The following is a 25,992-nucleotide window of genomic DNA, read 5'->3' as shown; positions in this document are numbered from 1 at the left end:
ATTAAGGTCAGAAGGCCGAGGGCCGCGCTTCGTAGCCGGTGCCGCGGATCGCTTCGACCAGCGCATCGACGCTCGACCGGGCAGGGTCGTGCTCGACTTCGATCTTGCCGGTGTTGAAGCGCACCTCGGCCTTCTCGACACCGGGCAGTCCACGCAAGGCCTTCTCGATCTTCGGCACGCAGGACGGGCACGAAAGCTCGTCGCTGCGGAGGATGGTTTTCGTGATGCTGTTCTGTGACATGATTTTCTCCTTTCTCGGTCGGGCTCTCTGTGAGCCCTGCCTCTACTGAGGATCTATGTTGTTCTCCTGTGCACTGCGATTAGCGAAACCCGAAAGCTTGTCTTGCAGGAATGCAAAGGCCCTCTCCAGTGGGCAAAGCGCCACTGACGCGTAACGGCGGAGCGCCGTCGCGCTCCGCCGCCACATGTCTCACATCGCCAGTGCTCGGGCTGGGGTCAGTGCCCGGCGAGGGTCTCCTGGTGCTAGTGGCTGGCTCCGGCATCGGCCAGGTGGTCTGCCTGCTCGGCGAAGTGCGTGAACTGCACGTAGGCTTCGACGTACTCGCGACCCTGCTCGACGGAGTCCTCCGCCGTCTGGCGCTTCTCGTAAGCTACCGCGAAACGTTCCTCGACTCCGTGCCGGATCGCGGAGGCGAGCTCTTCCGCCAGAGGCTCCACGTTGCCGTCCTCCAGAGCCTGGTCGGCGGCTGCAATCGCCGGCTCGACGCTGCCCGCCGGCTTCAGTCCGGTGAAGCCCGCGCCCTCGCTCGCGCGGTGGACCCGGATCAGGGTTTCGAAGAAATACCGGTCAGCAACTGTCTTGGCGGCATCGGTTTCCTCGCGAACCTCCAGCGTCATGTCGAAGGCACTTCGGATCTCGTCCTCGTCCTCCGCTGTGACCCACTTGAGAACCGGGGTCACGTCCTGCGCTTCGAGGGCGCGCTGCGCGTCCTGGACCACCGGGCCGTCCATGCTGTCGCAGTGCGCGAAAGCGGGGCTGGCGAGAAGGCCGAGGGCGGCGGTTGCCATGAGTAGTCTGCGCATTGGAATGCTCCTTCGCTTGTCGATCTGCGGCGCGGCTCGGTCGAGCCCGCCTCGACCAAGAAGGTAAACTGTGCGAGAGTGCGGCGGGATTGGCGATTTTTGAAAGCTTTGCTTGCATGGATGCAAAGGCCGAGAACTGGGACGACTTGCGCGTCTTTCTGGCCGTGGCACGGGCCGGGTCGCTCTCGGGCGCGGCTCGAACGCTCGGCGTGAACCATTCCACCGTCTTTCGCCGCATCGGTGCCTTCGAGGAGGCGTTGGGGGTACGCCTCTTCGAGCGACAACCGGGGGGCTATCTGCTCACGCCCGCTGGAGAGGAGCTGCGTGACGGCGCCTTGCGCGTCGAGGAGGAGATCGCAAGCCTGAGCCGCAAGGTGACCGGGCAGGATCTGCGTCTCAGCGGCGCCGTGCGGTTCACGACCATCGACATGCTGGCATTCGGACTACTGCCGCGGCACCTCGCCGGGTTCCGGGATGCGTATCCCGGTATCGAAGTCGAGCTTGTCGTCGGCAATGTCGCCCTGAACCTCAGCCGGCGTGAGGTTGACGTCGCGCTGCGCGTCGGCAATGCGCCAGCCGAGACCCTGGTCGGGCGCCGGGTCGGACGGCTCGCCTTTGCCGTCTACGCCAGCGCCGACTACCGCGCGCGGCGGCCGGAGCCTGACCTCTCGCTCCACAACTGGATCGGCTTCGACTCGGAGCATGAGGCGCTTGTCCGTCGCATGGCCGGCTTTCTTCCGGAGGTGAAGCCGGTGCTGCGCACGAACTCGGTGGCGGCTGCTCTCTCCGCCGCCAAGGCCGGGATGGGACTTGCGCCGCTGCCTTGCGGACTTGCGGACCTCGAGACCGATCTCGTACGCATCGCCCCGCTGCCTGACGAATTCACCCTCGACCTCTGGCTGTTGACTCATGAGGATCTGCGCCAAACCGCGCGCATCCGGGCTTTTCTCGACTTCCTGGCCGAGGCATTGGCAAAGGAAGCGCCTCTGCTGGAGGGCATGAGCCGCGAGGCAATGGATGCGCCTTTGCACGGCGACTTATCGAAGCTCGACGAGCATGCCCCAGCAGCCGGGAGATAACATGGGAAAGCCGTTTCAGATCGACCGCTCATTCGCGCTGACGGCCCTCACCGTCCTTGGGATGCTCTTGGCCATTCTCGCGCTATGGCCGCTTCAGGGCGCCACGGCGGCTTCCTTCTCTCTCGCAGGTCTTTTGCTTGTTTATCTGGCAGGCGGCTTGCCCGCCGCATGGCGGGCCGCCACCACATTGTGGGAAGAGCGCATTCTCGACATCGACCTGCTGATGGTCGTTGCCGCCGTTGCGGCCGCGGCTGTCGGCGCGCCCTTCGAGGGTGCGGTCCTGCTGACGCTGTTCAGCATCTCCACGACACTGGAGGAACGGGCGCTCGGCCGCGCGCGCCGGGCCATCGAGGCGTTGATGGAGCTTCGGCCGGAGACGGCACTTCGCAAGGCGCCGGACGGGTCAGTCTCGGAAGTCCCTGCTGCCGATCTTCAGGTGGATGACGTCGTGGTGCTGCGGCCCGGCGCGCGGGTTCCGGCGGACGGGGTGATCGTCAGCGGCCGGGGCTCTCTCGACGAAGCCCATATCACGGGCGAGTCCATGCCCGTCGCCAAACAACCCGGCGCCCCGGTCTTCGAGGCGACGGTCAACCTCGACGGCGTGCTCGAGATGGCCGTGACGAAGACGATCGAGGAAAGCACCGTCGCCCGCATGATCGCGCTCGTGACCGAGGCGCAGGCGGCCAAGGCGCCATCGGAGCGCTTCAGTTCCTGGTTCGGGCAACGCTACACGGTCGCGGTCATGGTCGGAGCCGTCCTGGCCTTCGCCGCCTTCTACTGGCTGGGGCGCGACTGGGAGGAGGCGCTCTACCGATCAGCGACTCTGCTGGTGGCGGCGAGCCCCTGCGCGATCGTGATCTCCGTCCCTGCCGCGATTCTTTCCGCCCTGTCGGCTGCCGCGCGCGGAGGTGTGTTGTTCAAGGGCGGCGCCGCGCTCGAGACGCTGGCGGCGGTCGACACCTTCGCCTTCGACAAGACGGGAACGCTGACGACCGGCAAGGCCTCGGTCACAAGGGTGGTGGCGCTCGATGGCGACGATCGGCGCTTCCTCTCGCTGCTTGCCGGGCTCGAGGCCCAGTCGGAACATCACAGCGCGGCTGCCGTGCGGCAGGAAGCCCTCAGTCGCGATGTTGAACCGGCCCAAGTGACAAACGTGATCACCCGACCGAGTGCCGGCATCGTCGGTAACGACGGCGAGGGGCAGGTGTGGGCCGGCAATCCGCGCCTCGCATCAAAGATGGGCGCCTCAATCGACCACCCGAAGCTACAGGCGCTAGCTGCGGACACCGAGACGGTCATCTATTTCGGCCGGGATCGGCAGGTGATGGGGGCTGTCACCATCGCGGATCAGGCTCGCGCGACCTCTGCGCCGGCGCTTGCCGCGTTGCGCGAAGGCGGCGTCGGCGAAATCGTCATGATGACCGGCGACCGCCGCGCGGTTGCTTTGCGGATCGGCGAAGAGCTCGGCTTGAAGCCCGGGGAAATCCATGCCGACATGCTGCCGGAAGACAAGGTCCGGATGGCCGGCGAGCTGGCGGCCAGAGGCAAGGTCGCCTTCGTCGGAGACGGCGTCAACGACGCGGCCGCGCTGGCCCGTGCCGATGTCGGGATCGCCATGGGTGCTGCCGGATCGGATGTCGCGCTGCAGGCAGCCGACGTGGCGCTCCTGTCGGAAGACATGGGACGGCTCGCGGAGGCGCATCGACTGGCGCGGCGCACGGCGCGGATCATTCGGCAGAACCTCGCCTTCTCCATGGGTGCCATGGTCATTCTGGTGACGGGCGCGCTGTTCTTCGAGCTGCCTCTGCCGCTCGCAGTGATCGGTCACGAGGGCGGAACGGTTCTGGTGGTGCTCAACGGGCTGCGTCTGCTGCGGGACCCCATCCGCCGCAACGAAAACAAGTCAGCGTCACCAGATCAGGTGGTGACTGTCGACAGCATCAGCGCCCCCGTCCAACGTCATGCCTATCGCAGAAGGATCCCGCGGCGCGCGGGTTGAAGACAACGACTTCAACTCGTTTCCGGCCCAGAGAAGGTTGGACGTCAGGCCCATCCCCTCCGCCATTTTGCTTGCGCGCAGCCGCCACACTAACCCTGCGCGCGTGCCTTCGGGTTCGGACTGTGTCCTCCACCCTCCGCTAGGCCATTTCCCGCTCTTCATCAGTCAAGCGGACCGCAGAGCTCCGTGATTGTCGAAACGGGCGATCAACCTGAAACAGGATTGGCGTCGCCTGCCTGTCGCGCGAGGTGTCGTCCGTCGCCGTCCTGAAAGCTGTCCGCCAGGGAACCGGCCGGGACACGCACTCCTGCCGCGCGGACGATCGGCCCGGATGATCGGCAGGGCGCGGAAGGAGCGGCGGAACCTAGGCGCTGTCGCGTTCCCACTGGAGCTTGGCAATCCGCGGGTCGGCCGCGAAGCTGTCGCGCGGAAACTCGATTTCCTGTCGCGGAAACGCGCAAAGGGCCTGAACGCCGGAACGGCTCAAGCGGATGTGTAACGCGCAAGAACACATGGCACTGAACCGGGATTAGGTGGGAACAGGCGGGAACAGGCGAAAATGATTTGAATTCAGCGGCTTGCCGAGCGGTTGGGCGGGGTGGGCGAAAAAGGGGCGCGCAAGATCAAATGGCACAAAAAGGCCCGCGTGGCGCGATGAGGGTGCCTGGAAAACGGCAGAAAACAGCCAATTTGTCGATTTAAGTCGGAAGTGACTTCCGACTTAAAAACGGCGGAAAACAGCCATTCTAGCGAATTAACTCGGAAGTCGCGATTTCCTGAAACCAACCCTAAAACCGGCCCCGACCCCCGAGCTGGAGGCCACGCGGATCGCGTGCGGCGATCGGGTTGTAAACGGGCGCGAGACGACACTTAATACGATCATTCAGACTTCCAGAAGCATCACGCCTGACGTTTGCCGGTGCCGGGCTCGGCGGCGGCGGTTTGCAGCTTCCTGCGCAGGCGCGCCTCCAGCCAGGGCAGCAGGCTGTGGAGCTCGGCGGCGTCGGCAGGATCCTCGGCGCGCGCCAGCAGGGCGTTGTAGGCCTCGGCCTGCTCGTCCAGAACGGCATCCGGCGGCAGCTTGATCCCCTCTTCCTTGTGCACCCGCGTGACGAGACGGCCGACCTGGCGAAACAGCGCCGGGTCGATGGAAGGCATCGCCCGAGCCGGAGCCTTCGCCGGATCGGCGAACATCTCCCCCTCGCCAGTGAGAAGCCAGTTCAAATTTACACCAAAAACATCCGCATAGGCGGCCAGAACAGATGCCGCTGGCTCTCTCTCTCCTCGCTCATAAGTGGCCACGGCGGTGACGCTAATTCCCAGCTTTCCGGCTAATTCGCCGCGCTGAGGATCTCCGTGCTGCCGGCGCAGCTCCCTAAGTCTCTGCGCTAAAGGCGTCTTCGGATCCGTTTCGGGTCGAGCCAAGACAGCACACTTAAACGCATTCGAGCTTTACAAAAGCGCAAACGCATTTTATCCCTATCTTATCGGCCCGTGATTTGGGGCCGGTGTTTCACATCGACAGTTCAAGGAACCCGGCCTGTTGCAGCAGGCCGGGTTCGAAGGGGAGCCCATGACGAAGCCCAGGTGGGACCAGCATTCGATCAAGGCCGAGCTGCATCGCCGCGGCATGACGCTGTCCGCGCTGGCCGAGAGCATCGACATGAAGCCGAATTCCTTCGGCCATGTCTGGAAGAGAACGAACCGCAAGGCCGAGGCGGCGATCGCCCAGTTCCTCGAGGTGCCGGTCGAGCAGCTGTTTCCCGATCGGTATCCGATCACGACAACCCGCATCCTGTCTAGCAGGTATGCGCCGAAGGCCACCAGTGCCAATCGCGCCCCGAAGAGCGGCCAGGACCGCGCGGCGGCATGAGCCTCTCGCCAGCTGAGATCCTCGCCAGGAAGCGGGCGGCGCAGGGGCCCTTGCTGACAGGCTCCCGCGATCCCCTTCGCACCGCAAAGGAGCCTGCCATGAAAGCGATCCTGAAGAAGGTGTCGGCCTCGGGCCGCGCCTATTACCACACGGGCCGCGTCCATCAGGTCGAGGTTGCCGGCGGCGGGTCGGCGCTGGTCGCCGAGACCGGCCTGCTGGCGGGCGACGCGTACCGGTTCGCCAGCGTCGGGGAAGCGCAGGCGGAGGCCGACTGGATCAACGCGCGCGGCATCAGCGACGCCAAGTGGGCGGTCGCGGAGGTGGCGGGATGACGGGCGCGTGGAACTGGCAAGACTTGCGGTTGCCGGAGGCCTTCACTGTGGCCGGAGCGGCGTATCAGCGGGGAAAGCTGGAAAGTCTTCGGGCGACGATCGATCAGGCCATTGAGAAGGGAATTCCGTACCAGGACCTCCGAGACAGAATAGCAGCGCTGCCACTGCCTGAACTTCGACAGGTGCGTGAGAGCCGGGAGTGGGATCATGAAGCCGGAACCCGCCTCGCTTCCATGGTCAGTGCAACAATGCTCCATGAGGCCCGTTCATACAGAACACGTCCCGCGCCTGCGCTGCAGTCATCGATTGGGTCGAGATTTCCGGCCTCGACCATGCGCCAGAGCGCCGCATTCGCCTCTGGGTCATATCCGCGGTCGAACCGTGTCGACGTGAGGACTTCCATTTTCGCCCGAAACTTCGACAGAAGCGGCCAAATGAGGCGAGCGACTGTATCGGCATCCGCATTCATGATCTCAGGCGGAAAGGACGGTGGCACAAAGTGCCTTTGCAGATACGCCGCCCATAGCTCTCTTCCCAGCATTCCTCTTCCCTCCAGCTCGGGTGTTCGCGCCCCGAGTGTAGGGGAACGCGCGACCTGCGTCAGTGGCCGGGCGGCGGGGCTACCCGCGTTTCCTCCCGAACTGGCCGGGCCTCTGCACAGCGGCATGCCCGGCCGCTTTTTCGGGACACGATACAACAATCACCGGGACGAAACACGTGACCGCACACACCATCATGGATCTTGATCTTGCCGCGATCGACGTGACTGACCGCCTGCGCAAGGCGCTGCCGGCGCGCGTCGAAGCGCTGGCCGAGGATATCGACGAGCGCGGGCTGCTGACGCCGATCGAGGTTGTCGGACCGACCGACAATGGCGGCTATCGGCTGATCTACGGCGCGCATCGGCTGGCGGCGGCGAAGCTGCTCGGTTGGGCGGAGATCCCGGCGATCATCCATGCGCCGGACGCCTTCGCCGGCGAGGCCGAGACGGGCCTGCGCGAGATCCGCGAAAACCTGATGCGGTTCGAGTTGAACCCGCTGGAGCGCGCCGTGGCGATCGCCGCCTGGCGCGACATCTACGAGGCCGCACAAGGCCAGGTGAAGCGCGGGGGAAACCGGCGGGCGGCATCAAAGTTTCACGATGAAACTTTGATCGACGCCGACCCGGTAGCTGCTGCCGCCGAGCAGTTCGCCGCGTCCTTCGGCGAGGCGGCGCAACGGGCGCTTGACCTCAGCAAGGTCACGGTCTGGCGCTGCCTGAAGATCGCGACGATCTCGCCGGAGATCCGCGACCGGATCGCCGACAGTCCGCTTGCCTGCAACCAGTCCGAACTCCTGAAACTCGCCGATCAGTCGCCGGAGCGGCAGGCGCAGATCGTCGGGCTGCTGCTGGCCGAGCCGGCGGCGGCGGCGACAGTCGAGGAGGCAATCGCAGTCATCGACAAGTTGCCGCCTGCGCCGAAGCCGGGTGCCTGGGAGAAACTGTCGGACACGTTCTCGCGGCTGAAGAAGGCCGAGCAGCGGGCGTTCTTCGAGGCGCATCGCGAGGCCATCGACCTCTGGCTGGCGGAGCGCGGCTAACCCATGTCCCGGCGCCGCGACCCGCTCTGGCAGGACCTGTTCTCCTGGGCTCCGCCCAAGGCGACCGTGAGCCTTGGCGCGGAGGGTCCGGGGCGCGGCGCGCTGGACAGCCAGATCGCCCGGCTGGTGTCGCGCGCCCTGCGCGAGGCGCGCGAGGAGGGGGCCTCGCGCGCCGACGTCGCGCGCCGGATCGCCACGACCCTCGGACGGTCGGTGTCCGAAGCCACACTCGACAAGTGGGCCAGCGAGGCGGCGGAGGAGCACCGCATTCCGCTGGACGCGTTCCTCGCCCTGGTGGAGGCGACCGGCTGCAACGGGCTGCTCGGCGCGCTGGTCGAGCGGTTCGGCTTCGTCGTGGTCGAGGCGCGCTATGCCGACCTGATCGAGTTGCATCTCGTGGAGGAACAGCAGCGGAAGATGGACGCGCACCGCTGCGCCCTCGAAGCGCGGTGGAGGGCACGGCGATGACCGAGTGGCTGACCGCCCGCGAGATCGCCGAGCTGGGCCTGCCGGGCCTGCCGGGCACGGAACGGGGCGTCCGGCTGCTGGCCGAGAGCGAGCGCTGGCACGCCAATCCGGCCTATGCGCGAGATCGCGTCGGACGCGGCGGAGGCCTCGAATATCACATCGCCCTGCTGCCGACGCTCGCCCGCCTCGCCTACGAGACGCTCCATCGCCGGATCGAGACGCCCGCCCCGGACGAGACGGCGGAACCGTCTGCCGCCCCCGCCCCCGCCCCCGGCACCGGCACCGACCGCGCGGCGATGGAGCGGGACGCGCGGCTGGCGATCGTTGCCGCATACGAGGACTATGCGAAGGGCCAGCGGCTCGGACAGGCGAGCCTGACGCAGACCTTCGTTGCGCGCTACAACGCCGGCAAGCTCTCGGTCGACGACTGGATCGGCGCGATGGTGCCGCATCTGTCCAAGCGGACACTCGCCCGCTGGCGCGCCGCCAAGAAGCAGTCGCCCGACCTGCTCGGCTTCGACCCATCCACCGCGCGCAAGGGCAAGGCGGTTCTGGAAACCGCCAACGGCGGGGCGCTGCGGACTTTCATCCTCGCGCTCATTGCCCACCAGCCGCACCTTTCCGGCGCGCATGTGCGCACGCTTTGCAGGGACGAGTTTGGCGACGAGATCCGCGCGATCAAGGGCGGCATCGAGACGGCGCTCCCCATGCCGCCGGTGCGCACGTTTCAGCACTTTTTGAGGCGGCTTAAATCGGCGGAAAAAGTCGCGCTGACGCGGCTCACAAACCCGGACCGCTACCGCTCGACGATGGCACCCTCCGGCGTCGGCTCTCTGCGCTTCATCACCGAGGCGAATACGCTCTGGCAGATCGATGCGTCGCCGGTCGACGCCTACTGCACGGATGGGCGGTATTCAATCTATGCCTGTACCGATATCGCGACGCGGCGGATCTGCTGGTACGTCTCGCGCACGCCGCGCGCCTCGGCCGTGGCGCTGCTGATCCGCAAGGCGATCCTCGCCTGGGGCGTGCCGGCCAAGATCAAGACGGACAACGGCAGCGATTTCGTCGCGCGGGATACCAAGCGGCTGTTTGCCGCCCTCGACATCGAAATGGAGCTTTCCGCGGCCTACACGCCACAGCAGAAGGGCCACGTCGAGCGCGCCATCAAGACGTTCCAGCACGATTGCGCCACCCTGTTGCCGGGCTACGTCGGACATTCGGTCGCCGACCGAAAGGCCATCGAGGACCGCAAGAGCTTCGCCGACCGCCTTGGCGCCGACACGGCCGACATGTTCGACGTGTCTCTGACCGGGCCGCAGCTCCAGGCTTACGTGGACGATTGGGCACGGTACATCTACGAGGCCCGGCCGCATGCCGGGTTGTCTAAGGGCATGACGCCGGCCGATGCGGCGGCGGCTTCGAGCGCCCCAATCCGCACGGTCGCTGCGCGCGCACTCGACGTGTTGCTGATGCCCGCGGCCGGCAAGGACGGCCTGCGGAAGGTCACGAAGTTCGGCGTGCGGATCGACGGTTTCCACTACGTGATTAATGCCGCGATGCCGGGCGATGCCGTATTCGTGCGGATGGACCCGAACGACAGTGGCAAGGCTTACGCGTTCGACGCCGATGACGGCCGCTACATCGGCGAGGCCGTCTGTCCCGAGTTGGCCGGTCTGCATCCCAAAACCATCATCGCCGCGAAGAAGGAAGCGCAGGCCCAGGCGCTCCTCGAGGCGACGCGCGAGGTCAAGGCGCGGATCCGCGACATCACCTCCGGCCGACCGCTCATCGAGCGCGCGATCGATGTCGCCAAGCGCGACGCGTTGGCGCGCGAGGACGGCAAGGTGGTGGCCCTGCCGAAGCGGCAAGAGGAGCACTCCACGCCGGAAATCGCCGCCGCGCTCGATGTGACCGCGCCGGAGCCGGTCAAGACGCGCCTCTCTGGCCGCGCCGCGGAGATCGCGGCGGACCTCGCACAAGGCGCCGCGACGAGGTCGGCGCCCGTGACGCAACTCCGCAGGCAGGAAACCCCGCAATTGCGGTTCCGCCGCGCGCTCGCCCTGGAAGCCGCGATCGCGGCGGGCGAACCGGTGGAGACGGCCGATGCAATGTGGCTCGGCGGCTACCAGACCGGCCCGGAATACAAGGCGATGAGCCAGATGTACGAGGATTTCGGCGAGATCTGACAGCTTTGTCAGGTCTAGCCCAAGAAAAAAAGAGCCCCGGAAAACCGGAGCCCTCAAGACCGTTTTGAAGGACCATAGGATGACGGCACCACTCAAGAACGTCAAGACGGCAGCACGCGGATCGATCGCGCCGCTGAAGAACGTCGCCGCACTGATGACCCTGATCGAGGCGTTGCGCACCCGCGCGGTCGGCCTGCCCGGCATCGGCGTGTTCAGCGGCGACAGCGGCTACGGCAAGAGCGTCGCCGCGCAGTACGCGATCAACAAGACCGGCGCGGTTTATGTGGAAGTGCGCCACTACTGGCGGCAGAAGCGGTTCTGCGAGGCGTTGTTGCAGGAACTCGGCCAGCCGCGGCCGCGCGGCACCGTGGCTGCGTTGATGGACGACATCATCTATCGGCTCGGCGACGCGCCCCATCGGCCGCTGATCATCGACGAGGCCGACAAGCTGGTCGACGGCGGGATGATCGAGTTCGTGCGCGACATCCACGAGACGACGCAGGTGCCGGTCATCCTGATCGGCGAGGAATTGCTGCCTCGGAAGCTCGAAGCGCATGAACGCGTGCACAACCGGGTGCTCGACTTCCAGCTGGCGCAGCCGTGCGACAGCGAGGACACGACGGTGCTCGCGCGGTTCCTGTGCCCGGGGGTGGAGATCGCGCCGGATCTGCTCGAAGACGTCCGCCGCCAGACGGCCGGCAAGGCGCGCAGGATCGCCACGACCCTTCACGAGATCGGTCAGTTCGCCCGCAACAGCGGCCTGACGGCCGTCGAAAGAGGCTCCTACGGAGGGCGCATCTTCACGGGCGAGACGCCGATCCGGCGGGCGGGAGGGCGCGGCTGATGGCGGCGATCCTTACCCTCAAGACGATCGCCGGCCGTCCGGTTTTGCGCGGCTACGAGCATGTCTGGTCGGTCATCCTCGACCTGACGCGGACCGGCGCACCCTTCACGAAGCACGACATCGACCAGGGGTGCTGCGATCCGGGCGACAACGTCGTCACCGATTACCTGCGCAGGCTCCGTCTGGCCGGCGTCATCGAAGAGATCGGGGCCGAAGGCGCCGACCGCCGATATCAGAGGCGGGTCTATCGGCTTTGCCGCCGCCAGGCCGAGGCGCCACGCCTGCGCCGAGACGGTTCGGAAGCGCCGGTGCCCATCCAGCAGCTTCTCTGGAACACGATGCGGCATCTGTTGCGTGACGGATGGACGGCGAAGGAACTCGCCGACTTCTCCTCGACCGATGAGGTCCGCGTGTCGGTTGTGACGGCGCACAGCTATGCCAAGCATCTGGCGGCAGCGGGATACCTCCACTGTGTGGTGCCGGGCCGCCCTCGACACCTCGCCAAGTGGCGGCTCAAACCGTCGATGAACACGGGTCCGAAGCCACCGAGGCTCCTCAGAACGCACACGGTCTACGATCCGAACACCAACGACGTTTACGGAACGCCGGTCACCGAGGAGGTCGCGCCATGACCGCTCCTGTCCCGATGGCCGTCAAGGCGCTGGCCGCGTGGGGCGCTGCCATTCCGGATTGGGTTCCAGAACTCGCGGCCCTTGCCGATCGCGAGGGCCTGAACGGTGCCGCCAGGCGGGTCGGCTATTCGCCGGCCGTCGTCAGCCAGGTGCTGAACGCCCGCTACGCCGGCGATATGGCGCGGGTGGAAGAACGCGTGCGCGGCGCGCTGATGGGCCTGACGGTCGATTGCCCCGTCGTCGGCGAGCTCAGCCGCGACCAGTGCCTCGACTGGCAAGGCAAGGCCTACGCGCCGACGTCGGCGCATCGGGTCCGCATGTACCGGGCGTGCCGAGGCGGCTGCCCACACTCTCGCGTGAAAGGAGGCGGTGATGCTTTCTGACGATCTCCGCGCACTGCGCGACGGCCTGGCCGAGCACCGGTCGCACGACGGCCGGCTGGTGCTGTCCGGCACTGTGACAAGCCTGGTCGAGCTGATGCTGACCGACTGCATGCGACAGGCCAGGCACCTGGAGGCGGCCGTGCCGGCCGGGGCGGTGACGATCACGGCGGCGGACCTCGCCTCCGGCAAGGTCACGCGGATGCCGGTCGTGCCCAGGCCGCGCCCGCAGGATGGGGGGGCTGCGTCATGAGCGAGGCCCTGCACGACCTGGTCGACGACATCCTGGCATCGGTCTTCGACGGCTGCGGCCCGGACACGCCCGCCTCGATCGCGGCCGCCGAGGTGGCCGCCCGGCTGCTCAGCGGCGGCACGAGCCGGGCCGACCTCGTCCAGTCCATCAGCCGACTGATCGTCGCCGTCGATCAGGAGTTGCGCCAGCGCGAGATGCTGCATCGGGAGGCGGCCGAGCGGGCGCGGCTCGTGCCTGCCCCGACCGGCCGGCGCTGGCGGGTCACCCCGCTGCTGGACCTGATGCTCCCCGACCTAAGGCGCGACGGCCAAGCCGACCCGACCCCGACACTCATGGGCGACCCGGCGCCGGGCCGCTCCGCACTCGACCAAATGACATCCATCAACCGGAGGATTTGACATGAACAGCCCCGAAACCCGCGCCGCAGCCGGCGGTGTCATCGACGTCAACGGCAGGCCCTACATGGCCGATGCCAAGGGCAAGCTTGTGCCGCTGGAGCTGATCAAGGCCCAGGACAAGCTGGAGGACGAGGTGGTTCGCAAGATCATGCGTTACAGCGAGGAGCTGTCGGCGCAGATCGAGCGCTTCAAGGGCCACACCTTCACCGATCTCGGCGAGTTCGACGCGCTGCTGCAGGAGGTCTACGGCCAGACGCGCGGCGGCATCAAGGGCAACCGGACCTATCAGACGGTGGACGGCTGCATGAGGGTGAGCGTCCAGGTCGCGGATTTCATCGACTTCGGGCCGCAGCTGCAGATCGCCAAGGCGCTGATCGACGAATGCCTCAACGAGTGGTCGGCCGACGCCCGGCCGGAGATCCGCGGGATCATCACCCGGGCGTTCAACACCGACCGCGAAGGCCAGATCAACCGGTCGGAAATCTTCATGCTGCTGCGGCTGGAGATCGAAGACGCGCGCTGGAATCAGGCAATGGAGGCGATCCGCGACGCCATGCGGATCACGGGATCGAAGACCTACGTGCGCTTCCACAAGCGCGACAGGCCCGACGGCAAATGGGAGCCGGTCACGATCGACTTGGCCAAGGTGGCGTGATGAGCGATGATCCGACGCTCCAGTCACCCTATCGGCCGGCCGTGAAATCCGCCGATGAGCGCAAGCTCTGCCGCCTCACCGATCTGCTGGAACGCGCGCTCGCCGTGCTGCGCGGCGAGCTCGCATCGATGGTCGAGTGCTGCTGTGAGCTTGCCTGGGACGGCATGGATCATGTGCCGGTGGCTGGCACGGCCAGCCCGGAATCGGTGCCCGTCATCGCCGAGCTCGCGCTGCTCATCATCGAGATCGAGGCGGAGATCGGCAGGCCGGCCGACCATCCGGAGCCGCAGTGGCTGGACGATCTGCTCGACGGCAAGTGGGGGCTGATATGGCCTGTCGCCGCACGCTGACCGCGCAAATCCAGGAGGTCGAGCACGAGCTCGCGATGCGGCGGCGTGTCTATCCCGGTCTGGTGTCCCAGCGCCGCCTGCGCGAGGGCGAGGCGACCGAACACTGGAATGCGTGCTCGACACTTTGCGCTGGCTGGCCGGCAACCGGGACCGGATCAAGGCGGCGCTCAAGGAGGGAGACGGAGGGCTTTGACATGTCCATCCACGGCCACGATCCAGGGGCCGCGCGCGCGGCCACGGCGTCAACCGAGGGTCCGGACGAGGCGCGTCCGGACCGATTGAGATGGTGGGACAGATGACAGCACACGCACTCATCCATGTCGGGCTCAAAAAACTCGGCATCGCCGGCGACGACGCCCGCGACCTCTACGAGCGGGTGACAGGCGCGCGGAGCCTGCGCGCCATGACGCCGCCGCAGCACCAGGCGGTGGTGGACGAGCTCGAGCGCCTCGGCTTCAAGCGGTCTTCAAGGCCCATGCCGGCCAAGCGGGCCACCGGATCCTACGCCGGCAAGCTGCAGGCGCTTTGGATCGCCGGCTGGAACCTCGGGATCGTGCGGGACAACACCGACGCTGCGATGCTCGCCTTCGTCAAGCGCCAGACCAGTCTGGGTCACTCCCGCTTCCTGCGGGCGCCGGACGAAGCCGCGCGCGCGATCGAGGCGCTGAAGGCGTGGCTGCGGCGAGAGACCGGCAATGACGGACTGTACCGCTGGGAGAAGCAGCGGCCGAAGCTGCTGAATGACTGCCGTTTCCAGATCCTGCTGACGCAATGGGCGTGGCTTGCAGCCCGCGATGCGGCGCCGGCCGCCTCGCTGGATGCGTGGGTCGAGCGGATGCAGGCCGGCAGGACCTACGCCGACTTCGGTCGTGACGACTGGATCGACCTGATGAACGTGCTCGGCCTGCGTCTGCGCAAGGCGATGGCCAAGGCCGAGGCCTGACGCCATGGCGGGCGACCATTCCTACCTGCCCGGTATCCTGGTCGAGATCGCGGAAGTTGCCGGCATCGACGCTGCCTTGAAGCTCGCAGCCGAAAAAGGCGGGCAAACGGTCTATATCCCGAGCCACGCAAGCGACGATCACTGGCTGACGGCAACGGTCGGATGGGACGCGGCGGCGCGGATCTGCGATCATCTTCGCGTTCGCAACACCGGCGGCCGCTTCCTGATCCCGATCGCGCGGGAAGCGAGCGCGCGTCGGGCGCTCGTAAAGGCCCTTGAAAGCGGCGCCTCGGCGCGCCAAGCTGCGGCGGCGAGCGGCTGCCACGAGCGCACCGCATACCGCACGCGCGCGCGGTTGCGCCGCCGCAAGGACCCCCGCCAAGGCGATCTGTTCTAGGTCCCGGCACGCCTGAGGCTGACACTGTCAGGCTCATATCCCCGACACCGATCCCGCACCCTACCGGCATCCACCAGCCGGGGCGAACGCATGTCGACGATCACCAGATTGAGCCCGCAGGGCGCACGCGACGTTGTCGCGCATGAAGGCTTCGTCAGCCGTGCCTATCGCGATCCGGTCGGCGTGCTGACCATCGGCACCGGCTACACCAACCGGTCGAAGGTCTTCCGCGGCTACTGGATCGCGACGCGCGGCCGGCAGCTGAAACCAGGTGACACGATCACCCGCGAGGAATGCCTGAAGATCCTGCCGAAGATCGTGGACGAGGAATATGGCGCGGCCGTCGTGCGGCACATCCGGCCGAAGTTCCAGCACCACTACGACGGCGCGGCATCGGTTTGCTTCAATCTCGGTCCAGGCGCCGCGACGTGGAAATGGGCGAAGGCGCTCGCGGCCGGCGACGCCGCCGGGTCGGCCGCGCTGCTGCGCAAGACCGGCACCACGGCCGGCGGGCGCCGCCTGCCGGGCCTCGTCAAGCGCCGCCAGGCCGAGGCGCTGCTCGTCCAGCGCGGCATCTACGCGACATCCGGCGCGATCCGCGTCATCCCGCGCGACACGGTTGCGTCGACCGCGTCCGACGAGTTGCTGCACTATCAGGCGATCCTCGCGCGCCTCGGCCACTATGACGGCGCGCTGGACGGGCTCGCCGGACCCAGGACCACAAAGGCCGTGCGCGCGTTCCAGTCGGGCCACCCGCATCTCAAGGTGGACGGTCTGCTCGGCCCGGCAACTGCGGCCGCGCTGGAGCGCGCGGCGGCCGCCCGCGAAAGCGGCACCGCGACCGGCGTGGCGGGTCTCGTCTCGGGCGCTGGCCTCGCGGCCGCCCTGGGCGGCGCGCCGGAGTGGGTCCTGTGGATCGCCGGCGGGTCGCTCGCGCTTGCCGCGATCGGCGGCATGGTCTTCGCCTGGCGCTACCGCGACGAGATCCGTCATCGCATGACCGGGCTCCTCAAGCAGAGGGCGACCGCATGAAAGGCTTCCGGACACTGATCCTCAACGCGCTGGTCGCGCTCGTTCCGATCGTTCTCGAGCTGCTGCGCTTCCTCGGCGAGTTCGACTGGTATCTCTACCTCGAACCGCGCGACGCGCTCTGGGCCATGCTGGTCATCGGCGGGCTCAACATCTTCCTTCGCACCGTCACCACGACCCGGATCGGAGGCGGGACATGAGCTGGTTGCTGTCGCTTGTCCTGCGGCTTGCATCGTCCGGCCTGGTCGAGCGCACGCTCGCCTATCTGGAGCGCCGGGCCGCCTCGGAAACCGACCGGGCGGCGTTGCGCACGCAGGTCGAGATCGAGGCGATCCGCGCCGCCGTCGCCGAAACCAGGGAGATGACCGCATTCAACGGGGCGAAGCTCGAGCATGCCGCCTTCTGGATCTTCGCCGCGCTGTTCGTGCTGCCGCTGGGCCTGTGGTGGGGCGCGGTCTGTCTCGACAGCGTGTTCCGCTTCGGGTGGAGGGTGGCCACGGTGCCGATCCTCGAAGCCTGGGGCGGGCAGATGATCCAGTGGCTGTTCTATGTCGGCGGCGGCGTCGCCGCGCTCCGGTCGCTGCGGTGATGCGATGACGCTGCATCCGTTCGCCCAGGTCCTGCTGATCCTTCTTGCAGGTGGCCTCGCCGCCCTCGCGCTCGCCCCGCACGATGCCGGGCGCTGCGCTTCCGCATCCGTTACCACCATCGTCAAGGGAGATCGCCGGTGAGCCTGAGCGACATCACCCCGCTTGTCAGCGCCATGAGTGGCGCACTGGCGATCGCCTCGCTGATCTACACCTGGCTGACCGCGCGCAGCCGCGTCAATGCCGATGAGATCAAGGCGCTGCGCGATCGCAGCCAGGAGCACGACCGCCGGCTCGACGTGATCGAGCGGGACATCGAGCACCTGCCGGACCGCAACCACGCGCACACGATGCAGGTGGAGCTGGCGAAGATGAGCGGCGAGATCCAGATCCTGTCGGAACGCCTCAAGCCCGTGGCGGCGATTTCCGAGCGGTTGCAGGAGTTCCTGATCGCCGAAGCGAGCGGACGGCGGGGAGCGTGAACCATGATGAACCGGATCCTGCGCGAGGAAGCACGGCTGATCGTGCTGAAGGCGTTGCGACAGCAGCCCGACGAGCAGCTGAATTCCGAACTCCTCCGCCTGACCCTGGAAACGTTCGGGATCAGCCGCGAACGCGCCTGGGTGCATGACGAGCTCCGGTGGCTGCGCGACATGGGCGCCGTGACGCTCACCGAGGCCGGATCCATCCTGGTCGCCACACTCACGGAGAAGGGGGCACGGCATGTCGAGCGCAGGACGGTTATCGAGGGCGTCAAGCGTCCCGCGCGGCCGGAGGCGTGACGATGGCACCGCGCGGACGGGGGCGCCTGTCGGCGATCGACCTGCTTCCCGACGACTGCTCCGCGATCATCGCCTGGGCGGCCGATCAGCTTGCGGCGCGCGACAGGACCCAGCTGGACATCTATGCCGCATTCCGCGAGAAGCTGATCGCCGTCCAGGGCGAGACGGGCGTCGGCTTCGACATCCCCTCGTTTTCCGCCTTCAATCGGTTCTCGGTCAGGCTGGCGCAGATGACACGCCGGCTGGAACAGACCCGGGACATCGCTGCGACGATCTCGGAGCGCTTCGACGCGGCCGCCTCCGACGATCTGACGCTGATCGCCGCCGAGGCGATCAAGACGCTCATCTTCGAGATCCTCCAGTCGGCCGGCGACGGCGGGCTTTCCACCAGGGGCGCGCAGGAACTCGCCAACGCGCTGCGGGCGGCCGTCGCGGCGCAGTCCGTGTCGACCGCGCGACGGCAGGCGGTCGAGGCGGCTTTCGCCGAGAAGGTCGAGGACGTCGTCGAGACGATCGGCAAGGAGGCCGGACTGTCGGCCGAGCGCGTTGCTCAGCTGCGCCGAGACTTCCTTGGCGTGCGGACATGACGAAGGACCGCGACATGTTCGCCGGGCCGCCGATCCTGTCGCGCGAGGCGGCCGGGTTGCCCGACGCCCTGCCGCGCGGCGCGGAGGTGCCGGACGATCTCGACCCGCTCGCCGAAGGCGTGCTGATGCGCCACCAGATCGAATGGATCGAGGACAAGTCGGACCTGAAACTCGCCGAAAAGGGGCGGCGAACCGGCATCACCTTCGCCGAAGCCCTGGACGATACGCTGATCGCCGCCGCCTCCCGGTCGGCCGGCGGCGACAACGTCTTCTACATCGGCGACACGAAGGACAAGGGCCGCGAGTTCATCGGCTATGTCGCCAAGTTCGCCCGCACGGTGTGCGGCAGCCTCGGCGAGATCGAGGAGTTCCTGTTCGAAGACCAGAAGGCGGACGGCACCACGCGGATGATCTCCGCGTTCCGCATCCGCTTCGCGTCCGGGTATCGCGTCGAGGCGCTGTCGTCACGGCCGGAAAACATTCGCGGCCTGCAGGGCGTCGTCGTGATCGACGAGGCCGCGTTCCACCAGGACGTCCGCGGCGTGCTCGATGCCGTCAACGCCCTGCTGATCTGGGGCGGCAAGATCCGGGTGATCTCGACGCACAACGGCGTTCTAAACCCGTTTAACGAGTTGATCCGCGAAGCGCGCGCCGGCAAGACCGATTTCAGCATCCACCACATCCCCTTCGGCGCCGCCGTCGCGAACGGGCTGTTCAAGCGGGTCTGCCTGGTCAAGGGCGAGACCTGGTCGGAGGAAGGCGAACGCGCCTGGGAGCGCAAGATCCGCGGCGCCTATGGGCCGCGCCTGGCCGCGATGCGCCAGGAGCTCGACGCCATCCCCGCCGAGGCGGAGGGCTCGGCGCTCACCCGCGTGCAGATCGAGGCCTGCATGGAGGCCGGCATCCCGATCGTGCGGTGGGCCTGCGACGACGATTTCAAGAACGCGCCCGAACACATCCGCAAGGCCGAGACGTTGAATTTCTGTGAGCGCGAGCTGAAGCCCCATTTGGCAGCGCTCGACCCGCTGTTGCCGCATGTCTTCGGCGAGGACTTCGCGCGCAAGGGCGATCTCACCGTGATCGCCGTCATGGCGATCACGCGCTCGCTCGTGCGCCGTTCGGGCCTGATTGTCGAACTGCGCAACGTCCCCTTCGACCAGCAGCGCGACATCCTGTTCTATATCGTCGACGCCCTGCCGCGCATGTCGGGCGGCGCGCTCGACGCCACCGGCAACGGCGCCTATCTCGCCGAGGTCGCAGCCCAGAAATACGGCCCCTCGATCGTCGAGGTGAGCCTGTCGCGCGCCTGGTACCTGGCTGAAATGCCCGCCTATCTCGAGGCTTTTGCGGACAAGACCGTCGTGCTTCCAGCCGACGAGGACATCCTGCGCGACCATCAGGCGCTGCAGTATTGCGACGGGGTGGTGAAGGTGCCGGACGATCACGCCACGACGGGCGCGGACGGCCTCAAGCGGCACGGCGACAGCGCTGTCGCCTCGGCTCTGGCCTACTTCGTGAGCCGTCAGGACCTTCCGGAATTCGACTACACGGCCGCGAGGCACTCGCCGTTCGCACAAGCAGGGCACAACGGCGGCCCGCCGCTCGACGACGACGACTTCGCCCGCATCGGCGGGATCGATCCCGGACATTCAGGAGGTTTGTGGTGAGCGGCTATCAGATCGTGGATCCCTACGGCCGGCCCATATCCTCGGCGGAGCTGCTGAGGGAGGAAGCCGCGCCGACCCTGACCGGCGTGCGCTCGATCTGGAGCGAACCGGTCGCGTCGGGCCTGACGCCGGCCCGGCTCGCCCGCATCCTGCGCGATGCGGTGGAGGGCGAGGCGGGAGACTATCTCGCGCTGGCCGAGGAGATGGAGGAGCGCGATCTCCACTATGCCGCGGTCCTTGGCACCCGCAAGCGCGCCGTGCTGGCCATCGAGCCCGTGGTCAATGAGCCGAAGGCGGGTCCGGTCGACGAGAAGATCCTCGACGCCGTCCGGGAGCTGATCGAAGCCCCCGACTTCGAAGACATGCTGATCGACCTGCTCGATGCGCTCGGCAAGGGGTTTTCGGTGGTCGAGATCCTCTGGGAGCGCGGCAAGATCTGGCGCCCGCGCGGGTATGTCGGCCGCGATCCGCGCCATTTCCAGTTCGACCGCAAGACGGGCCGCGAGTTGCGCCTGCGCGAGGACGGATCGGCGGACGGCCGGGAGATCTCGCGCTATTCGTTCATCCGCCATGTTCCGAAGCTGAAATCCGGCCTGCCGATCCGGGGCGGCCTGGCGCGTCTCGCCGCCTGGGCCTTCCTGCTGAAGAGCTACACGCTCAAGGACTGGGCGGCGTTCCTGGAAGTGTTCGGCATGCCGATGCGCGTCGGGCGCTACCCCAGGAGCGCCACGCCCGACGAAAAGCGCGTCCTGCTGCGCGCGGTGCGCGACCTTGGCGCCGACGCCGCCGCCATCATCCCGACCGGCATGGACGTCGAATTCATCGAAGCCAAGGGTGGGTCGGGCAACGCGGTCTTCGGCGCCATGGCCGAGTACCTGGACGCGCAGATCTCGAAGGCTGTCCTTGGCCAGACCATGACCACCGACGACGGATCGTCGCTTGCCCAGGCCCAGGTGCACGAGAACGTGCGCTACGACATCCTGCGCGCCGACGGCCGGCAGGTTTCGACCACGCTCAACCGGGATCTGGTGCAGCCCTTCGTCGCGTTCAACTTCGGGCCGCAGGAGCGCTATCCGACCGTCGACCTGCCCGTGGCGGAGGCGGAAGACATCGAGACGCTGTCGGAAGCGCTCACGAAACTCGTGCCGCTCGGCTTGCGCGTGTCATCGTCGGAGGTGCGCGATAAGGTCGGCCTGGGCGCACCGAAGGACGAAGACGATGTCCTGCGGGCGCCGGGCGCCGGCCAGCCCGAGGCGACGCCATCGGGCGATCCGCAACTCGCCCGCGCCTGTCCGCATTGCGGCGGGGTGCACGCGACAGCTCGGGCCGGCCAGGATCAGGACGAGCTCGACGCGCTTCTGGAGGGGGCGCTCCAGGAGTGGGGTGCCGACCTGGCGCCCGTGCTCGAGCAGCTGCAGGAGGCGTTCGCCGCGGCAACGTCCTACGAGGACTTGCGCGCCCGGCTCGATCGCCTGTCCGGCGCCCTCGATGTCGGGCCGATCGCCCGCCGGCTGGCGGACCTTGCGATGATCGCGCGCGGGCTCGGCGATGCCGGTTGATCTTCCCGAACAGGCCCTCACGGCCTCGCCGGAGGTTATCCGCTACTTTCGGGGTAAGGGATCGCGGCCGACTTTCGACTGGCGCGACATCGCGCCGGTCGAGCATGCCTATGCCTTCACGGTGGCGAAGACGGCGGGCTTCGACGTCCTGGACGACCTGCGCGCCGCGGTCGAGGACGCGATCGTCAACCGCGTGCCGTTCGAGACGTTCCGGGAGCGCCTGACGCCGACCCTGCAGGCAAAGGGCTGGTGGGGAAAACGCTTCGCGCAGGATCCGGCCGACGGGGCGACGAAGCTCGTGCAGCTCGGCAGTCCGCGCCGGCTGCACACGATCTACTGGGCGAACATCCGCACGGCGCACGCGGCTGGCGAGTGGGAGCGATCCCAGCGCACAAAGCGCTTTCTGCCGTATCTGGTCTACACCCTGTCGCTTGCAGAACGCCGCCGGCCGGAACACCGCGCCTGGGTGGGGATCGTTCTTCCGGTGGATGATCCCTTCTGGGACACGCACTATCCGCCGAACGGCTGGGGCTGCAAATGCGGCGTGCGCCAGATCTCCCGGCGCGAGGCGGAGCGGCTCGGCTACGATCCGCAGGCCGGCGGCCCGCAGATCGTCATGCGGCCCTGGCGGAACAAGCGCACCGGCCAGACCGTGCGCGTCCCGGTCGGGATCGACCCCGGCTGGGACACCAACCCCGGCAAGACGCGCGGACGCAACGTGGCGGAGCTGCTGTCCGGTCGCCTCGGCGATCTGCCGACATCCGCGCGCCGTGCCGCGATCGCGGATTTCACCGCCTCGCCGGCGTTCAAGGTCTTCGTCCAGGACGCGATCGAGACGGGATTGCACCACGCCGCGCGAGCTCCAGCCCTAAGGACCCGGGGCCTCACAGGCTTTGACCTGCTGGAGCAACTCGAGGCCGAACGGCGCTATGCCCTGACAAGGTTTCCGATTGCCATCGCGCCAGGCCGCTTCGGCGACGACCATCTCCCGGTCATGATCGACGCGCGCACGATTGGACATGCCGCTGATCATCGGCGCTTGCCAGATGTTGGCGCCTGGCCGGCGATCGGCGACATCCTGAAGCGCGCCGAAGCCAGGCGGGATCCGACCGGGACCGTGAGGATTTTCGATGCAGCGACCGGAATTTTCATGGTGCTCGACCCGGCCCGAAGCGCGTGGCGGGTTCGCACGATCTTCACGACGAAGCGGCGGCGCTACTTCGATCGCCAGCCGGGCGACATGATCAGATGATGCCAGCCGGGCGACATGATCAGATGATGAAAGAGAAGGAGCACACGGACAGGAAGGTCGCTACCCCTTCCGCTCTCTAAAGCCGAGCGCGCCCGAAGGCTTTGATTTGCCCGTGTGCGCCGTCTTGATAGCACAGGCAACGCGCGAGCTCAAACCGATTGCCGCTGGCGCGGCCTGTGGCGGGCGTTTGAGGCTTGCCGGGCATCTTCCCGCCGCAAGCCTCAAACGCCGCTCCTACCCCCTTTGAGACCCCTTTAACGGCGATCCTGCGCGCGATGCGCGGTCGCAAGTTGCAGCTGGCGGCAATGTCGGCTTTGGGAAGTGTCTCCGCCTGACAGTGTCAGGGGCGCAGATGATGCGGGCGACATTCACTTTGTCGCCCATGACGACGCGAACCGCAACCGCCCTTTTTGCGACAGCCGCCATCGCCTCCAGCGAGGGAGCGTCCGCGCCCGAATGGGTGCAGATCTTTCCGGCCGGCCCGGATCTTGTCGCGCGTGACGGCCGCCGCTGGCGCCTCACCGATCCGCAGGCGGTGATTGCCGCCTTCGAGGCGAACGGCGCACCCATCCCCATCGACTACGAGCATGCGCAAGCGCACCGCGCCCCGAAAGGGGAGCTGGCGCCTGCCGCCGGCTGGATCGCGGCCATGGAGGTCCGGGAGGGTGCCATCTGGGCGCGCGTCGAATGGACCGAGAAGGCGAGCGCCATGATCGCGGCCCGCGAGTACCGGTTCGTATCCCCCGAGTTCTATTCCACCAAGGCCGGCGAAATTGTCCGCGTCGTCGGCGCCGGCCTCGTCAACCGTCCTGCGCTGAGGATGACGGCGCTTTCCCGCGCCGAAGGTTCGACCGCCCCCCACACCCTGGAGACTGACATGGATTTCACCGCCCTTTGCCGCGCGCTCGGCCTTGTGGACGACGCCTCGATCGACACCATCCTTGCGGCCGTGCAGCGGCTGCAGGGCGAGCTCCGTACCGCGCTCGCCGCCGCCGAGGCGCCGTCCATGGAGCGCTTCGTGCCGCGCGCCGACTACGACCAGGCGATCGCCCGCGCCGGTGCGGCCGAAACCTCGCTCGCCGCCGAGCAGACAAAGATCCGCGACGCGGAAGTGAACGCGGCGATCGAGGATGCGGTGAAGGCCGGCAAGATCGCTCCCGCCTCGCGCGATCACTACCGCGCGCTCTGCGCGGCCGAGGGCGGCCTCGACACATTCAGGAAGCTCGTCGGCACGATGCCGGTCATCGGCGCCCCTTCCGATCTCGACGAGCGCGATCGGAAGGGGCGCCCCGCGCTCACCGATCAGCAGCGCTCGATTGCCGCCATGCTGGGGCAGTCGGAGGAAGACTACGCGACGTCGCTCTGACCGGTCCTAGGCGGACCGCCTCTCCACCTGATCAATCCGGAGCCATCCCATGCCCCTCGCCAAAGAACGCCAGACCCCGATGCGGATCCCCGACTACGAGAGCCATCCGCTCGCGGCCGGTGTCAAGATCCACGCAGGCGCACTCGTCGTGCTCGACGCCGGTCTAGCCAAGCCCGGCTACACGGCCACCGGCCTTGTCTCGCTGGGCCGTGCCGAGCGCACCGTCGACAACACCGCCGGCGCGGCCGGCGACGCGCGCGTCGAGGTCCTGCGCAAGCGGACCTTCCTCTTCGCCAACCTGGAAGCCGATCCGGTGGCCCTCGCCGATGTCGGCAAGACCTGCTTCGTGGTCGATGACGAGACGGTCGCGAAGACCGACGGCACCGGCACCCGCTCGCCGGCCGGCCGCGTGGCGGCCGTCGATCCGTCCGGCGTCTGGGTCGATTTCTAGTCCGGCCACACCCGCCGCCCAACAAGGACCTATCCCATGATCATCAACCAGCAGTCCCTGGACGATCTCTTCCGCGGCTTCTCCCGCGCCTATCAGCACGGGTTCGACGACACGAAGCCGCACTGGCCGAGCATCGCGACCATGATCCCGTCCAGCACGCGCGAGAACTCCTATGCGTGGCTCGGCAAGTTCCCGAAGCTGCGGGAGTGGATCGGGTCGCGCACCTACGAGACCATGCAGACCCGCCGCTACACGGTGCTGAACCGCAAGTTCGAGGGCACGATCGAGGTCGATGCCGACGACATCGCGGACGACAATCTCGGCATCTACGCGCCCTTGTTTACCGAGATGGGCCGCGCGGCCGCCGCTCATCCGGACGAGCTGATCTTCGAGCACCTCGCGAACGCCTTCGAGGCCGAGTGCTACGACGGCCAGCCCTTTTTCGACACCGACCATCCGGTGCTTGACCCGCAGACGCGCAAGGAGGTGTCGGTCTCCAACATGCAGGCCGGCGCCAATCCCGCGTGGTACCTCATGGACACCCGCCGGGCGCTGAAGCCCCTGATCTACCAGAAGCGGCGCGACTACCGCTTCGTCCGCAAGGACGACCCGAAGACGTCCGACCGTGTCTTCGACAAGGACAAGTACGCCTATGGCGTCGACGGCCGGGCCGCGGCCGGGTTCGGCTTCTGGCAGATGGCTTACGGCTCGAAGCAGGAGCTGACCAAGGAGACGCTCCGGGCCGCGCGCACCGCCATGAAGGAGCTGAAGTCGGACGAGGGCCGGCCGCTCGGCATCGTGCCCAACATCATCGTGGTCGGAAATTCCAACAGCGACCGCGCCCGCGATCTCCTGCTCGCCGAGCGCGAGGCGTCCGGCGCCACCAACACCGACCGCGGGCTCCTGGAGATCGTCGAGATCCCGCATCTGGCCTAATCGCAGCTGGCCTGATCGACGCCCGCCCGCGCCGCCCGCCCGGCGGGCGCCCCCACCCTCTTGAAACAGGGATCCCGATGACCCGATCCAGGACAAGGCGCGCCGCGACCGCGCCCGAAGAAAGCAAACCCGCCGCCCCGGGAGCCGGGGCCGGGATCGAGACGCCGCCGACGATCGCTCCTGCGGCAGCGGGCTTTCTCGTCGTCACGTCGCCGCGACCGCGCCGGCGCGCCGGCCGTGCCTTCGGCCGCGATCCCCTGCGCATTCCGCTTGCCGGGCTGGGCGAGGACGAGCGCCGGGCGATCGAGGCCGACCCGCTGCTCTTCGTCCGCGTCGAAGAGGCGTAGGCAACCGCGAGG

General features: G+C 67.5%; 34 protein-coding genes and 1 pseudogene. 30 read left to right on the top strand and 5 right to left on the bottom strand.

All coding sequences use genetic code 11. The annotated features are described in order from the left end of the window. Positions 1–7 precede the first annotated feature (7 nt). Both SL003B_RS20275 and SL003B_RS20270 read right to left on the bottom strand, forming a co-directional pair. Entirely contained in the window at positions 8–241 is a 234-nt protein-coding gene (locus SL003B_RS20275) for a heavy-metal-associated domain-containing protein (protein ID WP_013654747.1), read from the bottom strand. 242 nt (positions 242–483) lie between these two features. Beyond that, on the bottom strand, positions 484–1,044 hold the full coding sequence (locus SL003B_RS20270) for a DUF6448 family protein (RefSeq protein ID WP_013654746.1): 561 nt from the start codon (positions 1,042–1,044) through the stop codon (positions 484–486). A gap of 89 nt (positions 1,045–1,133) precedes the next feature. Here SL003B_RS20270 and SL003B_RS20265 point away from each other — a divergent pair, with 89 nt between their 5' ends. Next, on the top strand, positions 1,134–2,123 hold the full coding sequence (locus SL003B_RS20265) for a LysR family transcriptional regulator (RefSeq protein WP_242390287.1): 990 nt from the start codon (positions 1,134–1,136) through the stop codon (positions 2,121–2,123). A gap of 1 nt (position 2,124) precedes the next feature. Next, positions 2,125–4,122, top strand: a complete 1,998-nt coding sequence (locus tag SL003B_RS20260; RefSeq protein ID WP_013654744.1) for a heavy metal translocating P-type ATPase — start codon at positions 2,125–2,127, stop codon at positions 4,120–4,122. A 900-nt stretch (positions 4,123–5,022) separates the two neighbouring features. Here SL003B_RS20260 and SL003B_RS23890 read toward each other — a convergent pair. Continuing rightward, positions 5,023–5,316: a hypothetical protein gene (locus SL003B_RS23890; protein ID WP_242390286.1), complete on the bottom strand. Its 294-nt coding sequence runs from the start codon at positions 5,314–5,316 to the stop codon at positions 5,023–5,025. Positions 5,317–5,322: 6 nt separating this feature from the next. Then, positions 5,323–5,547, bottom strand: a pseudogene (locus SL003B_RS24140) (helix-turn-helix domain-containing protein); the annotation flags it as partial. Positions 5,548–5,695: 148 nt separating this feature from the next. Between SL003B_RS24140 and SL003B_RS20250 the strand changes: the two are divergent. Beyond that, a complete protein-coding gene (locus SL003B_RS20250) occupies positions 5,696–5,995 on the top strand; it encodes a helix-turn-helix domain-containing protein (RefSeq protein ID WP_041375662.1) in 300 nt (99 codons plus the stop codon). Between the two features lie 98 nt (positions 5,996–6,093). Further along, positions 6,094–6,327 carry a hypothetical protein gene (locus tag SL003B_RS20245; protein WP_013654741.1) on the top strand — a complete coding sequence of 78 codons (234 nt, stop codon included), beginning with the start codon at positions 6,094–6,096 and terminating at the stop codon, positions 6,325–6,327. A 205-nt stretch (positions 6,328–6,532) separates the two neighbouring features. Here the strand turns inward: SL003B_RS20245 and SL003B_RS23445 are convergent, their stop codons facing one another. Then, positions 6,533–6,868: a hypothetical protein gene (locus SL003B_RS23445; RefSeq protein ID WP_148259356.1), complete on the bottom strand. Its 336-nt coding sequence runs from the start codon at positions 6,866–6,868 to the stop codon at positions 6,533–6,535. A 176-nt stretch (positions 6,869–7,044) separates the two neighbouring features. On the opposite strand from SL003B_RS23445, the gene SL003B_RS20240 reads away from it, so the two are divergent. The 26 genes from SL003B_RS20240 to SL003B_RS20110 all read left to right on the top strand — a co-directional run bounded on the left by SL003B_RS20240 (position 7,045) and on the right by SL003B_RS20110 (position 25,980). Continuing rightward, positions 7,045–7,908, top strand: coding sequence for a ParB N-terminal domain-containing protein (locus SL003B_RS20240; RefSeq protein ID WP_013654740.1), 864 nt, complete (start codon positions 7,045–7,047; stop codon positions 7,906–7,908). Between the two features lie 3 nt (positions 7,909–7,911). Continuing rightward, positions 7,912–8,376, top strand: coding sequence for a hypothetical protein (locus SL003B_RS20235; RefSeq protein ID WP_013654739.1), 465 nt, complete (start codon positions 7,912–7,914; stop codon positions 8,374–8,376). Beyond that, positions 8,373–10,565: a Mu transposase C-terminal domain-containing protein gene (locus tag SL003B_RS20230; RefSeq protein WP_013654738.1), complete on the top strand. Its 2,193-nt coding sequence runs from the start codon at positions 8,373–8,375 to the stop codon at positions 10,563–10,565. Before SL003B_RS20235 ends, SL003B_RS20230 begins: the two co-directional genes overlap by 4 nt. A gap of 79 nt (positions 10,566–10,644) precedes the next feature. Further along, the gene (locus SL003B_RS20225; RefSeq protein ID WP_013654737.1) at positions 10,645–11,409 is read left to right on the top strand and encodes an AAA family ATPase; all 765 of its coding nucleotides are present in this window, start codon (positions 10,645–10,647) and stop codon (positions 11,407–11,409) included. Further along, positions 11,409–12,041: a hypothetical protein gene (locus SL003B_RS20220; protein WP_013654736.1), complete on the top strand. Its 633-nt coding sequence runs from the start codon at positions 11,409–11,411 to the stop codon at positions 12,039–12,041. Before SL003B_RS20225 ends, SL003B_RS20220 begins: the two co-directional genes overlap by 1 nt. Next, positions 12,038–12,424, top strand: a complete 387-nt coding sequence (locus SL003B_RS20215; protein WP_013654735.1) for a transcriptional regulator — start codon at positions 12,038–12,040, stop codon at positions 12,422–12,424. The genes SL003B_RS20220 and SL003B_RS20215 overlap by 4 nt, the downstream gene beginning before the upstream one ends. Then, positions 12,414–12,674: a hypothetical protein gene (locus SL003B_RS20210; protein ID WP_013654734.1), complete on the top strand. Its 261-nt coding sequence runs from the start codon at positions 12,414–12,416 to the stop codon at positions 12,672–12,674. Before SL003B_RS20215 ends, SL003B_RS20210 begins: the two co-directional genes overlap by 11 nt. Next, entirely contained in the window at positions 12,671–13,072 is a 402-nt protein-coding gene (locus SL003B_RS20205) for a hypothetical protein (RefSeq protein WP_013654733.1), read from the top strand. The genes SL003B_RS20210 and SL003B_RS20205 overlap by 4 nt, the downstream gene beginning before the upstream one ends. Position 13,073: 1 nt before the next feature. Then, on the top strand, positions 13,074–13,727 hold the full coding sequence (locus SL003B_RS20200; protein ID WP_013654732.1) for a DUF3164 family protein: 654 nt from the start codon (positions 13,074–13,076) through the stop codon (positions 13,725–13,727). After that, the gene (locus SL003B_RS20195) at positions 13,727–14,077 is read left to right on the top strand and encodes a hypothetical protein (protein WP_013654731.1); all 351 of its coding nucleotides are present in this window, start codon (positions 13,727–13,729) and stop codon (positions 14,075–14,077) included. The genes SL003B_RS20200 and SL003B_RS20195 overlap by 1 nt, the downstream gene beginning before the upstream one ends. Positions 14,078–14,372: 295 nt before the next feature. After that, a complete protein-coding gene (locus SL003B_RS20185; protein WP_013654729.1) occupies positions 14,373–15,020 on the top strand; it encodes a regulatory protein GemA in 648 nt (215 codons plus the stop codon). A 4-nt stretch (positions 15,021–15,024) separates the two neighbouring features. Beyond that, positions 15,025–15,417: a helix-turn-helix domain-containing protein gene (locus tag SL003B_RS20180; RefSeq protein ID WP_013654728.1), complete on the top strand. Its 393-nt coding sequence runs from the start codon at positions 15,025–15,027 to the stop codon at positions 15,415–15,417. Between the two features lie 90 nt (positions 15,418–15,507). Then, the gene (locus SL003B_RS20175) at positions 15,508–16,449 is read left to right on the top strand and encodes a glycoside hydrolase family protein (protein WP_013654727.1); all 942 of its coding nucleotides are present in this window, start codon (positions 15,508–15,510) and stop codon (positions 16,447–16,449) included. Next, positions 16,446–16,646, top strand: a complete 201-nt coding sequence (locus SL003B_RS20170; protein WP_041375660.1) for a hypothetical protein — start codon at positions 16,446–16,448, stop codon at positions 16,644–16,646. Before SL003B_RS20175 ends, SL003B_RS20170 begins: the two co-directional genes overlap by 4 nt. Continuing rightward, positions 16,643–17,035 carry a hypothetical protein gene (locus tag SL003B_RS20165; RefSeq protein WP_013654726.1) on the top strand — a complete coding sequence of 131 codons (393 nt, stop codon included), beginning with the start codon at positions 16,643–16,645 and terminating at the stop codon, positions 17,033–17,035. Before SL003B_RS20170 ends, SL003B_RS20165 begins: the two co-directional genes overlap by 4 nt. 4 nt (positions 17,036–17,039) lie before the next feature. Further along, positions 17,040–17,177, top strand: coding sequence for a hypothetical protein (locus tag SL003B_RS23590; RefSeq protein WP_158306647.1), 138 nt, complete (start codon positions 17,040–17,042; stop codon positions 17,175–17,177). Beyond that, positions 17,174–17,515 carry a DUF2730 family protein gene (locus SL003B_RS20155; protein WP_013654725.1) on the top strand — a complete coding sequence of 114 codons (342 nt, stop codon included), beginning with the start codon at positions 17,174–17,176 and terminating at the stop codon, positions 17,513–17,515. The genes SL003B_RS23590 and SL003B_RS20155 overlap by 4 nt, the downstream gene beginning before the upstream one ends. Positions 17,516–17,518: 3 nt before the next feature. Continuing rightward, positions 17,519–17,815 (top strand): VpaChn25_0724 family phage protein, encoded by a 297-nt coding sequence (locus SL003B_RS20150; protein WP_013654724.1) that lies wholly within the window; start codon positions 17,519–17,521, stop codon positions 17,813–17,815. Positions 17,816–17,817: 2 nt separating this feature from the next. Further along, positions 17,818–18,402, top strand: coding sequence for a DUF3486 family protein (locus SL003B_RS20145; RefSeq protein ID WP_013654723.1), 585 nt, complete (start codon positions 17,818–17,820; stop codon positions 18,400–18,402). Next, on the top strand, positions 18,399–20,069 hold the full coding sequence (locus SL003B_RS20140) for a hypothetical protein (RefSeq protein WP_013654722.1): 1,671 nt from the start codon (positions 18,399–18,401) through the stop codon (positions 20,067–20,069). The genes SL003B_RS20145 and SL003B_RS20140 overlap by 4 nt, the downstream gene beginning before the upstream one ends. After that, a complete protein-coding gene (locus SL003B_RS20135; RefSeq protein WP_013654721.1) occupies positions 20,066–21,628 on the top strand; it encodes a DUF935 domain-containing protein in 1,563 nt (520 codons plus the stop codon). The genes SL003B_RS20140 and SL003B_RS20135 overlap by 4 nt, the downstream gene beginning before the upstream one ends. Further along, complete coding sequence (locus tag SL003B_RS22515) at positions 21,618–22,880, top strand: phage head morphogenesis protein (RefSeq protein WP_013654720.1); 1,263 nt, start codon at positions 21,618–21,620, stop codon at positions 22,878–22,880. Before SL003B_RS20135 ends, SL003B_RS22515 begins: the two co-directional genes overlap by 11 nt. A gap of 352 nt (positions 22,881–23,232) precedes the next feature. Beyond that, positions 23,233–24,246, top strand: coding sequence for a phage protease (locus SL003B_RS20125; protein ID WP_013654719.1), 1,014 nt, complete (start codon positions 23,233–23,235; stop codon positions 24,244–24,246). Between the two features lie 49 nt (positions 24,247–24,295). After that, positions 24,296–24,697: a hypothetical protein gene (locus tag SL003B_RS20120; protein ID WP_013654718.1), complete on the top strand. Its 402-nt coding sequence runs from the start codon at positions 24,296–24,298 to the stop codon at positions 24,695–24,697. Positions 24,698–24,733: 36 nt separating this feature from the next. Beyond that, positions 24,734–25,633 (top strand): Mu-like prophage major head subunit gpT family protein, encoded by a 900-nt coding sequence (locus tag SL003B_RS20115; protein ID WP_013654717.1) that lies wholly within the window; start codon positions 24,734–24,736, stop codon positions 25,631–25,633. Positions 25,634–25,710: 77 nt separating this feature from the next. Next, positions 25,711–25,980: a hypothetical protein gene (locus SL003B_RS20110; RefSeq protein WP_013654716.1), complete on the top strand. Its 270-nt coding sequence runs from the start codon at positions 25,711–25,713 to the stop codon at positions 25,978–25,980. The last annotated feature ends 12 nt before the right edge of the window (positions 25,981–25,992 follow it).

The organism is Polymorphum gilvum SL003B-26A1 (assembly GCF_000192745.1).
Lineage (GTDB): Bacteria > Pseudomonadota > Alphaproteobacteria > Rhizobiales > Stappiaceae > Polymorphum > Polymorphum gilvum.
This window is presented reverse-complemented; position numbering and strand designations above follow the sequence as displayed.

Excerpts from the sequence above, each read along its gene's own strand:
- SL003B_RS20275 (WP_013654747.1), bottom strand. The coding sequence starts at position 241 with ATGTCACAGAACAGCATCACGAAAACCATCCTCCGCAGCGACGAGCTT.
- SL003B_RS20270 (WP_013654746.1), bottom strand. The coding sequence starts at position 1,044 with ATGCGCAGACTACTCATGGCAACCGCCGCCCTCGGCCTTCTCGCCAGC.
- SL003B_RS20260 (WP_013654744.1), top strand. The coding sequence starts at position 2,125 with ATGGGAAAGCCGTTTCAGATCGACCGCTCATTCGCGCTGACGGCCCTC.
- SL003B_RS23890 (WP_242390286.1), bottom strand. The coding sequence starts at position 5,316 with ATGTTCGCCGATCCGGCGAAGGCTCCGGCTCGGGCGATGCCTTCCATC.
- SL003B_RS20250 (WP_041375662.1), top strand. The coding sequence starts at position 5,696 with ATGACGAAGCCCAGGTGGGACCAGCATTCGATCAAGGCCGAGCTGCAT.
- SL003B_RS20245 (WP_013654741.1), top strand. The coding sequence starts at position 6,094 with ATGAAAGCGATCCTGAAGAAGGTGTCGGCCTCGGGCCGCGCCTATTAC.
- SL003B_RS23445 (WP_148259356.1), bottom strand. The coding sequence starts at position 6,868 with ATGCTGGGAAGAGAGCTATGGGCGGCGTATCTGCAAAGGCACTTTGTG.
- SL003B_RS20235 (WP_013654739.1), top strand. The coding sequence starts at position 7,912 with ATGTCCCGGCGCCGCGACCCGCTCTGGCAGGACCTGTTCTCCTGGGCT.
- SL003B_RS20230 (WP_013654738.1), top strand. The coding sequence starts at position 8,373 with ATGACCGAGTGGCTGACCGCCCGCGAGATCGCCGAGCTGGGCCTGCCG.
- SL003B_RS20225 (WP_013654737.1), top strand. The coding sequence starts at position 10,645 with ATGACGGCACCACTCAAGAACGTCAAGACGGCAGCACGCGGATCGATC.
- SL003B_RS20220 (WP_013654736.1), top strand. The coding sequence starts at position 11,409 with ATGGCGGCGATCCTTACCCTCAAGACGATCGCCGGCCGTCCGGTTTTG.
- SL003B_RS20215 (WP_013654735.1), top strand. The coding sequence starts at position 12,038 with ATGACCGCTCCTGTCCCGATGGCCGTCAAGGCGCTGGCCGCGTGGGGC.
- SL003B_RS20210 (WP_013654734.1), top strand. The coding sequence starts at position 12,414 with ATGCTTTCTGACGATCTCCGCGCACTGCGCGACGGCCTGGCCGAGCAC.
- SL003B_RS20205 (WP_013654733.1), top strand. The coding sequence starts at position 12,671 with ATGAGCGAGGCCCTGCACGACCTGGTCGACGACATCCTGGCATCGGTC.
- SL003B_RS20200 (WP_013654732.1), top strand. The coding sequence starts at position 13,074 with ATGAACAGCCCCGAAACCCGCGCCGCAGCCGGCGGTGTCATCGACGTC.
- SL003B_RS20195 (WP_013654731.1), top strand. The coding sequence starts at position 13,727 with ATGAGCGATGATCCGACGCTCCAGTCACCCTATCGGCCGGCCGTGAAA.
- SL003B_RS20185 (WP_013654729.1), top strand. The coding sequence starts at position 14,373 with ATGACAGCACACGCACTCATCCATGTCGGGCTCAAAAAACTCGGCATC.
- SL003B_RS20180 (WP_013654728.1), top strand. The coding sequence starts at position 15,025 with ATGGCGGGCGACCATTCCTACCTGCCCGGTATCCTGGTCGAGATCGCG.
- SL003B_RS20175 (WP_013654727.1), top strand. The coding sequence starts at position 15,508 with ATGTCGACGATCACCAGATTGAGCCCGCAGGGCGCACGCGACGTTGTC.
- SL003B_RS20170 (WP_041375660.1), top strand. The coding sequence starts at position 16,446 with ATGAAAGGCTTCCGGACACTGATCCTCAACGCGCTGGTCGCGCTCGTT.
- SL003B_RS20165 (WP_013654726.1), top strand. The coding sequence starts at position 16,643 with ATGAGCTGGTTGCTGTCGCTTGTCCTGCGGCTTGCATCGTCCGGCCTG.
- SL003B_RS23590 (WP_158306647.1), top strand. The coding sequence starts at position 17,040 with ATGACGCTGCATCCGTTCGCCCAGGTCCTGCTGATCCTTCTTGCAGGT.
- SL003B_RS20150 (WP_013654724.1), top strand. The coding sequence starts at position 17,519 with ATGATGAACCGGATCCTGCGCGAGGAAGCACGGCTGATCGTGCTGAAG.
- SL003B_RS20145 (WP_013654723.1), top strand. The coding sequence starts at position 17,818 with ATGGCACCGCGCGGACGGGGGCGCCTGTCGGCGATCGACCTGCTTCCC.
- SL003B_RS20140 (WP_013654722.1), top strand. The coding sequence starts at position 18,399 with ATGACGAAGGACCGCGACATGTTCGCCGGGCCGCCGATCCTGTCGCGC.
- SL003B_RS22515 (WP_013654720.1), top strand. The coding sequence starts at position 21,618 with ATGCCGGTTGATCTTCCCGAACAGGCCCTCACGGCCTCGCCGGAGGTT.
- SL003B_RS20125 (WP_013654719.1), top strand. The coding sequence starts at position 23,233 with ATGATGCGGGCGACATTCACTTTGTCGCCCATGACGACGCGAACCGCA.
- SL003B_RS20120 (WP_013654718.1), top strand. The coding sequence starts at position 24,296 with ATGCCCCTCGCCAAAGAACGCCAGACCCCGATGCGGATCCCCGACTAC.
- SL003B_RS20115 (WP_013654717.1), top strand. The coding sequence starts at position 24,734 with ATGATCATCAACCAGCAGTCCCTGGACGATCTCTTCCGCGGCTTCTCC.
- SL003B_RS20110 (WP_013654716.1), top strand. The coding sequence starts at position 25,711 with ATGACCCGATCCAGGACAAGGCGCGCCGCGACCGCGCCCGAAGAAAGC.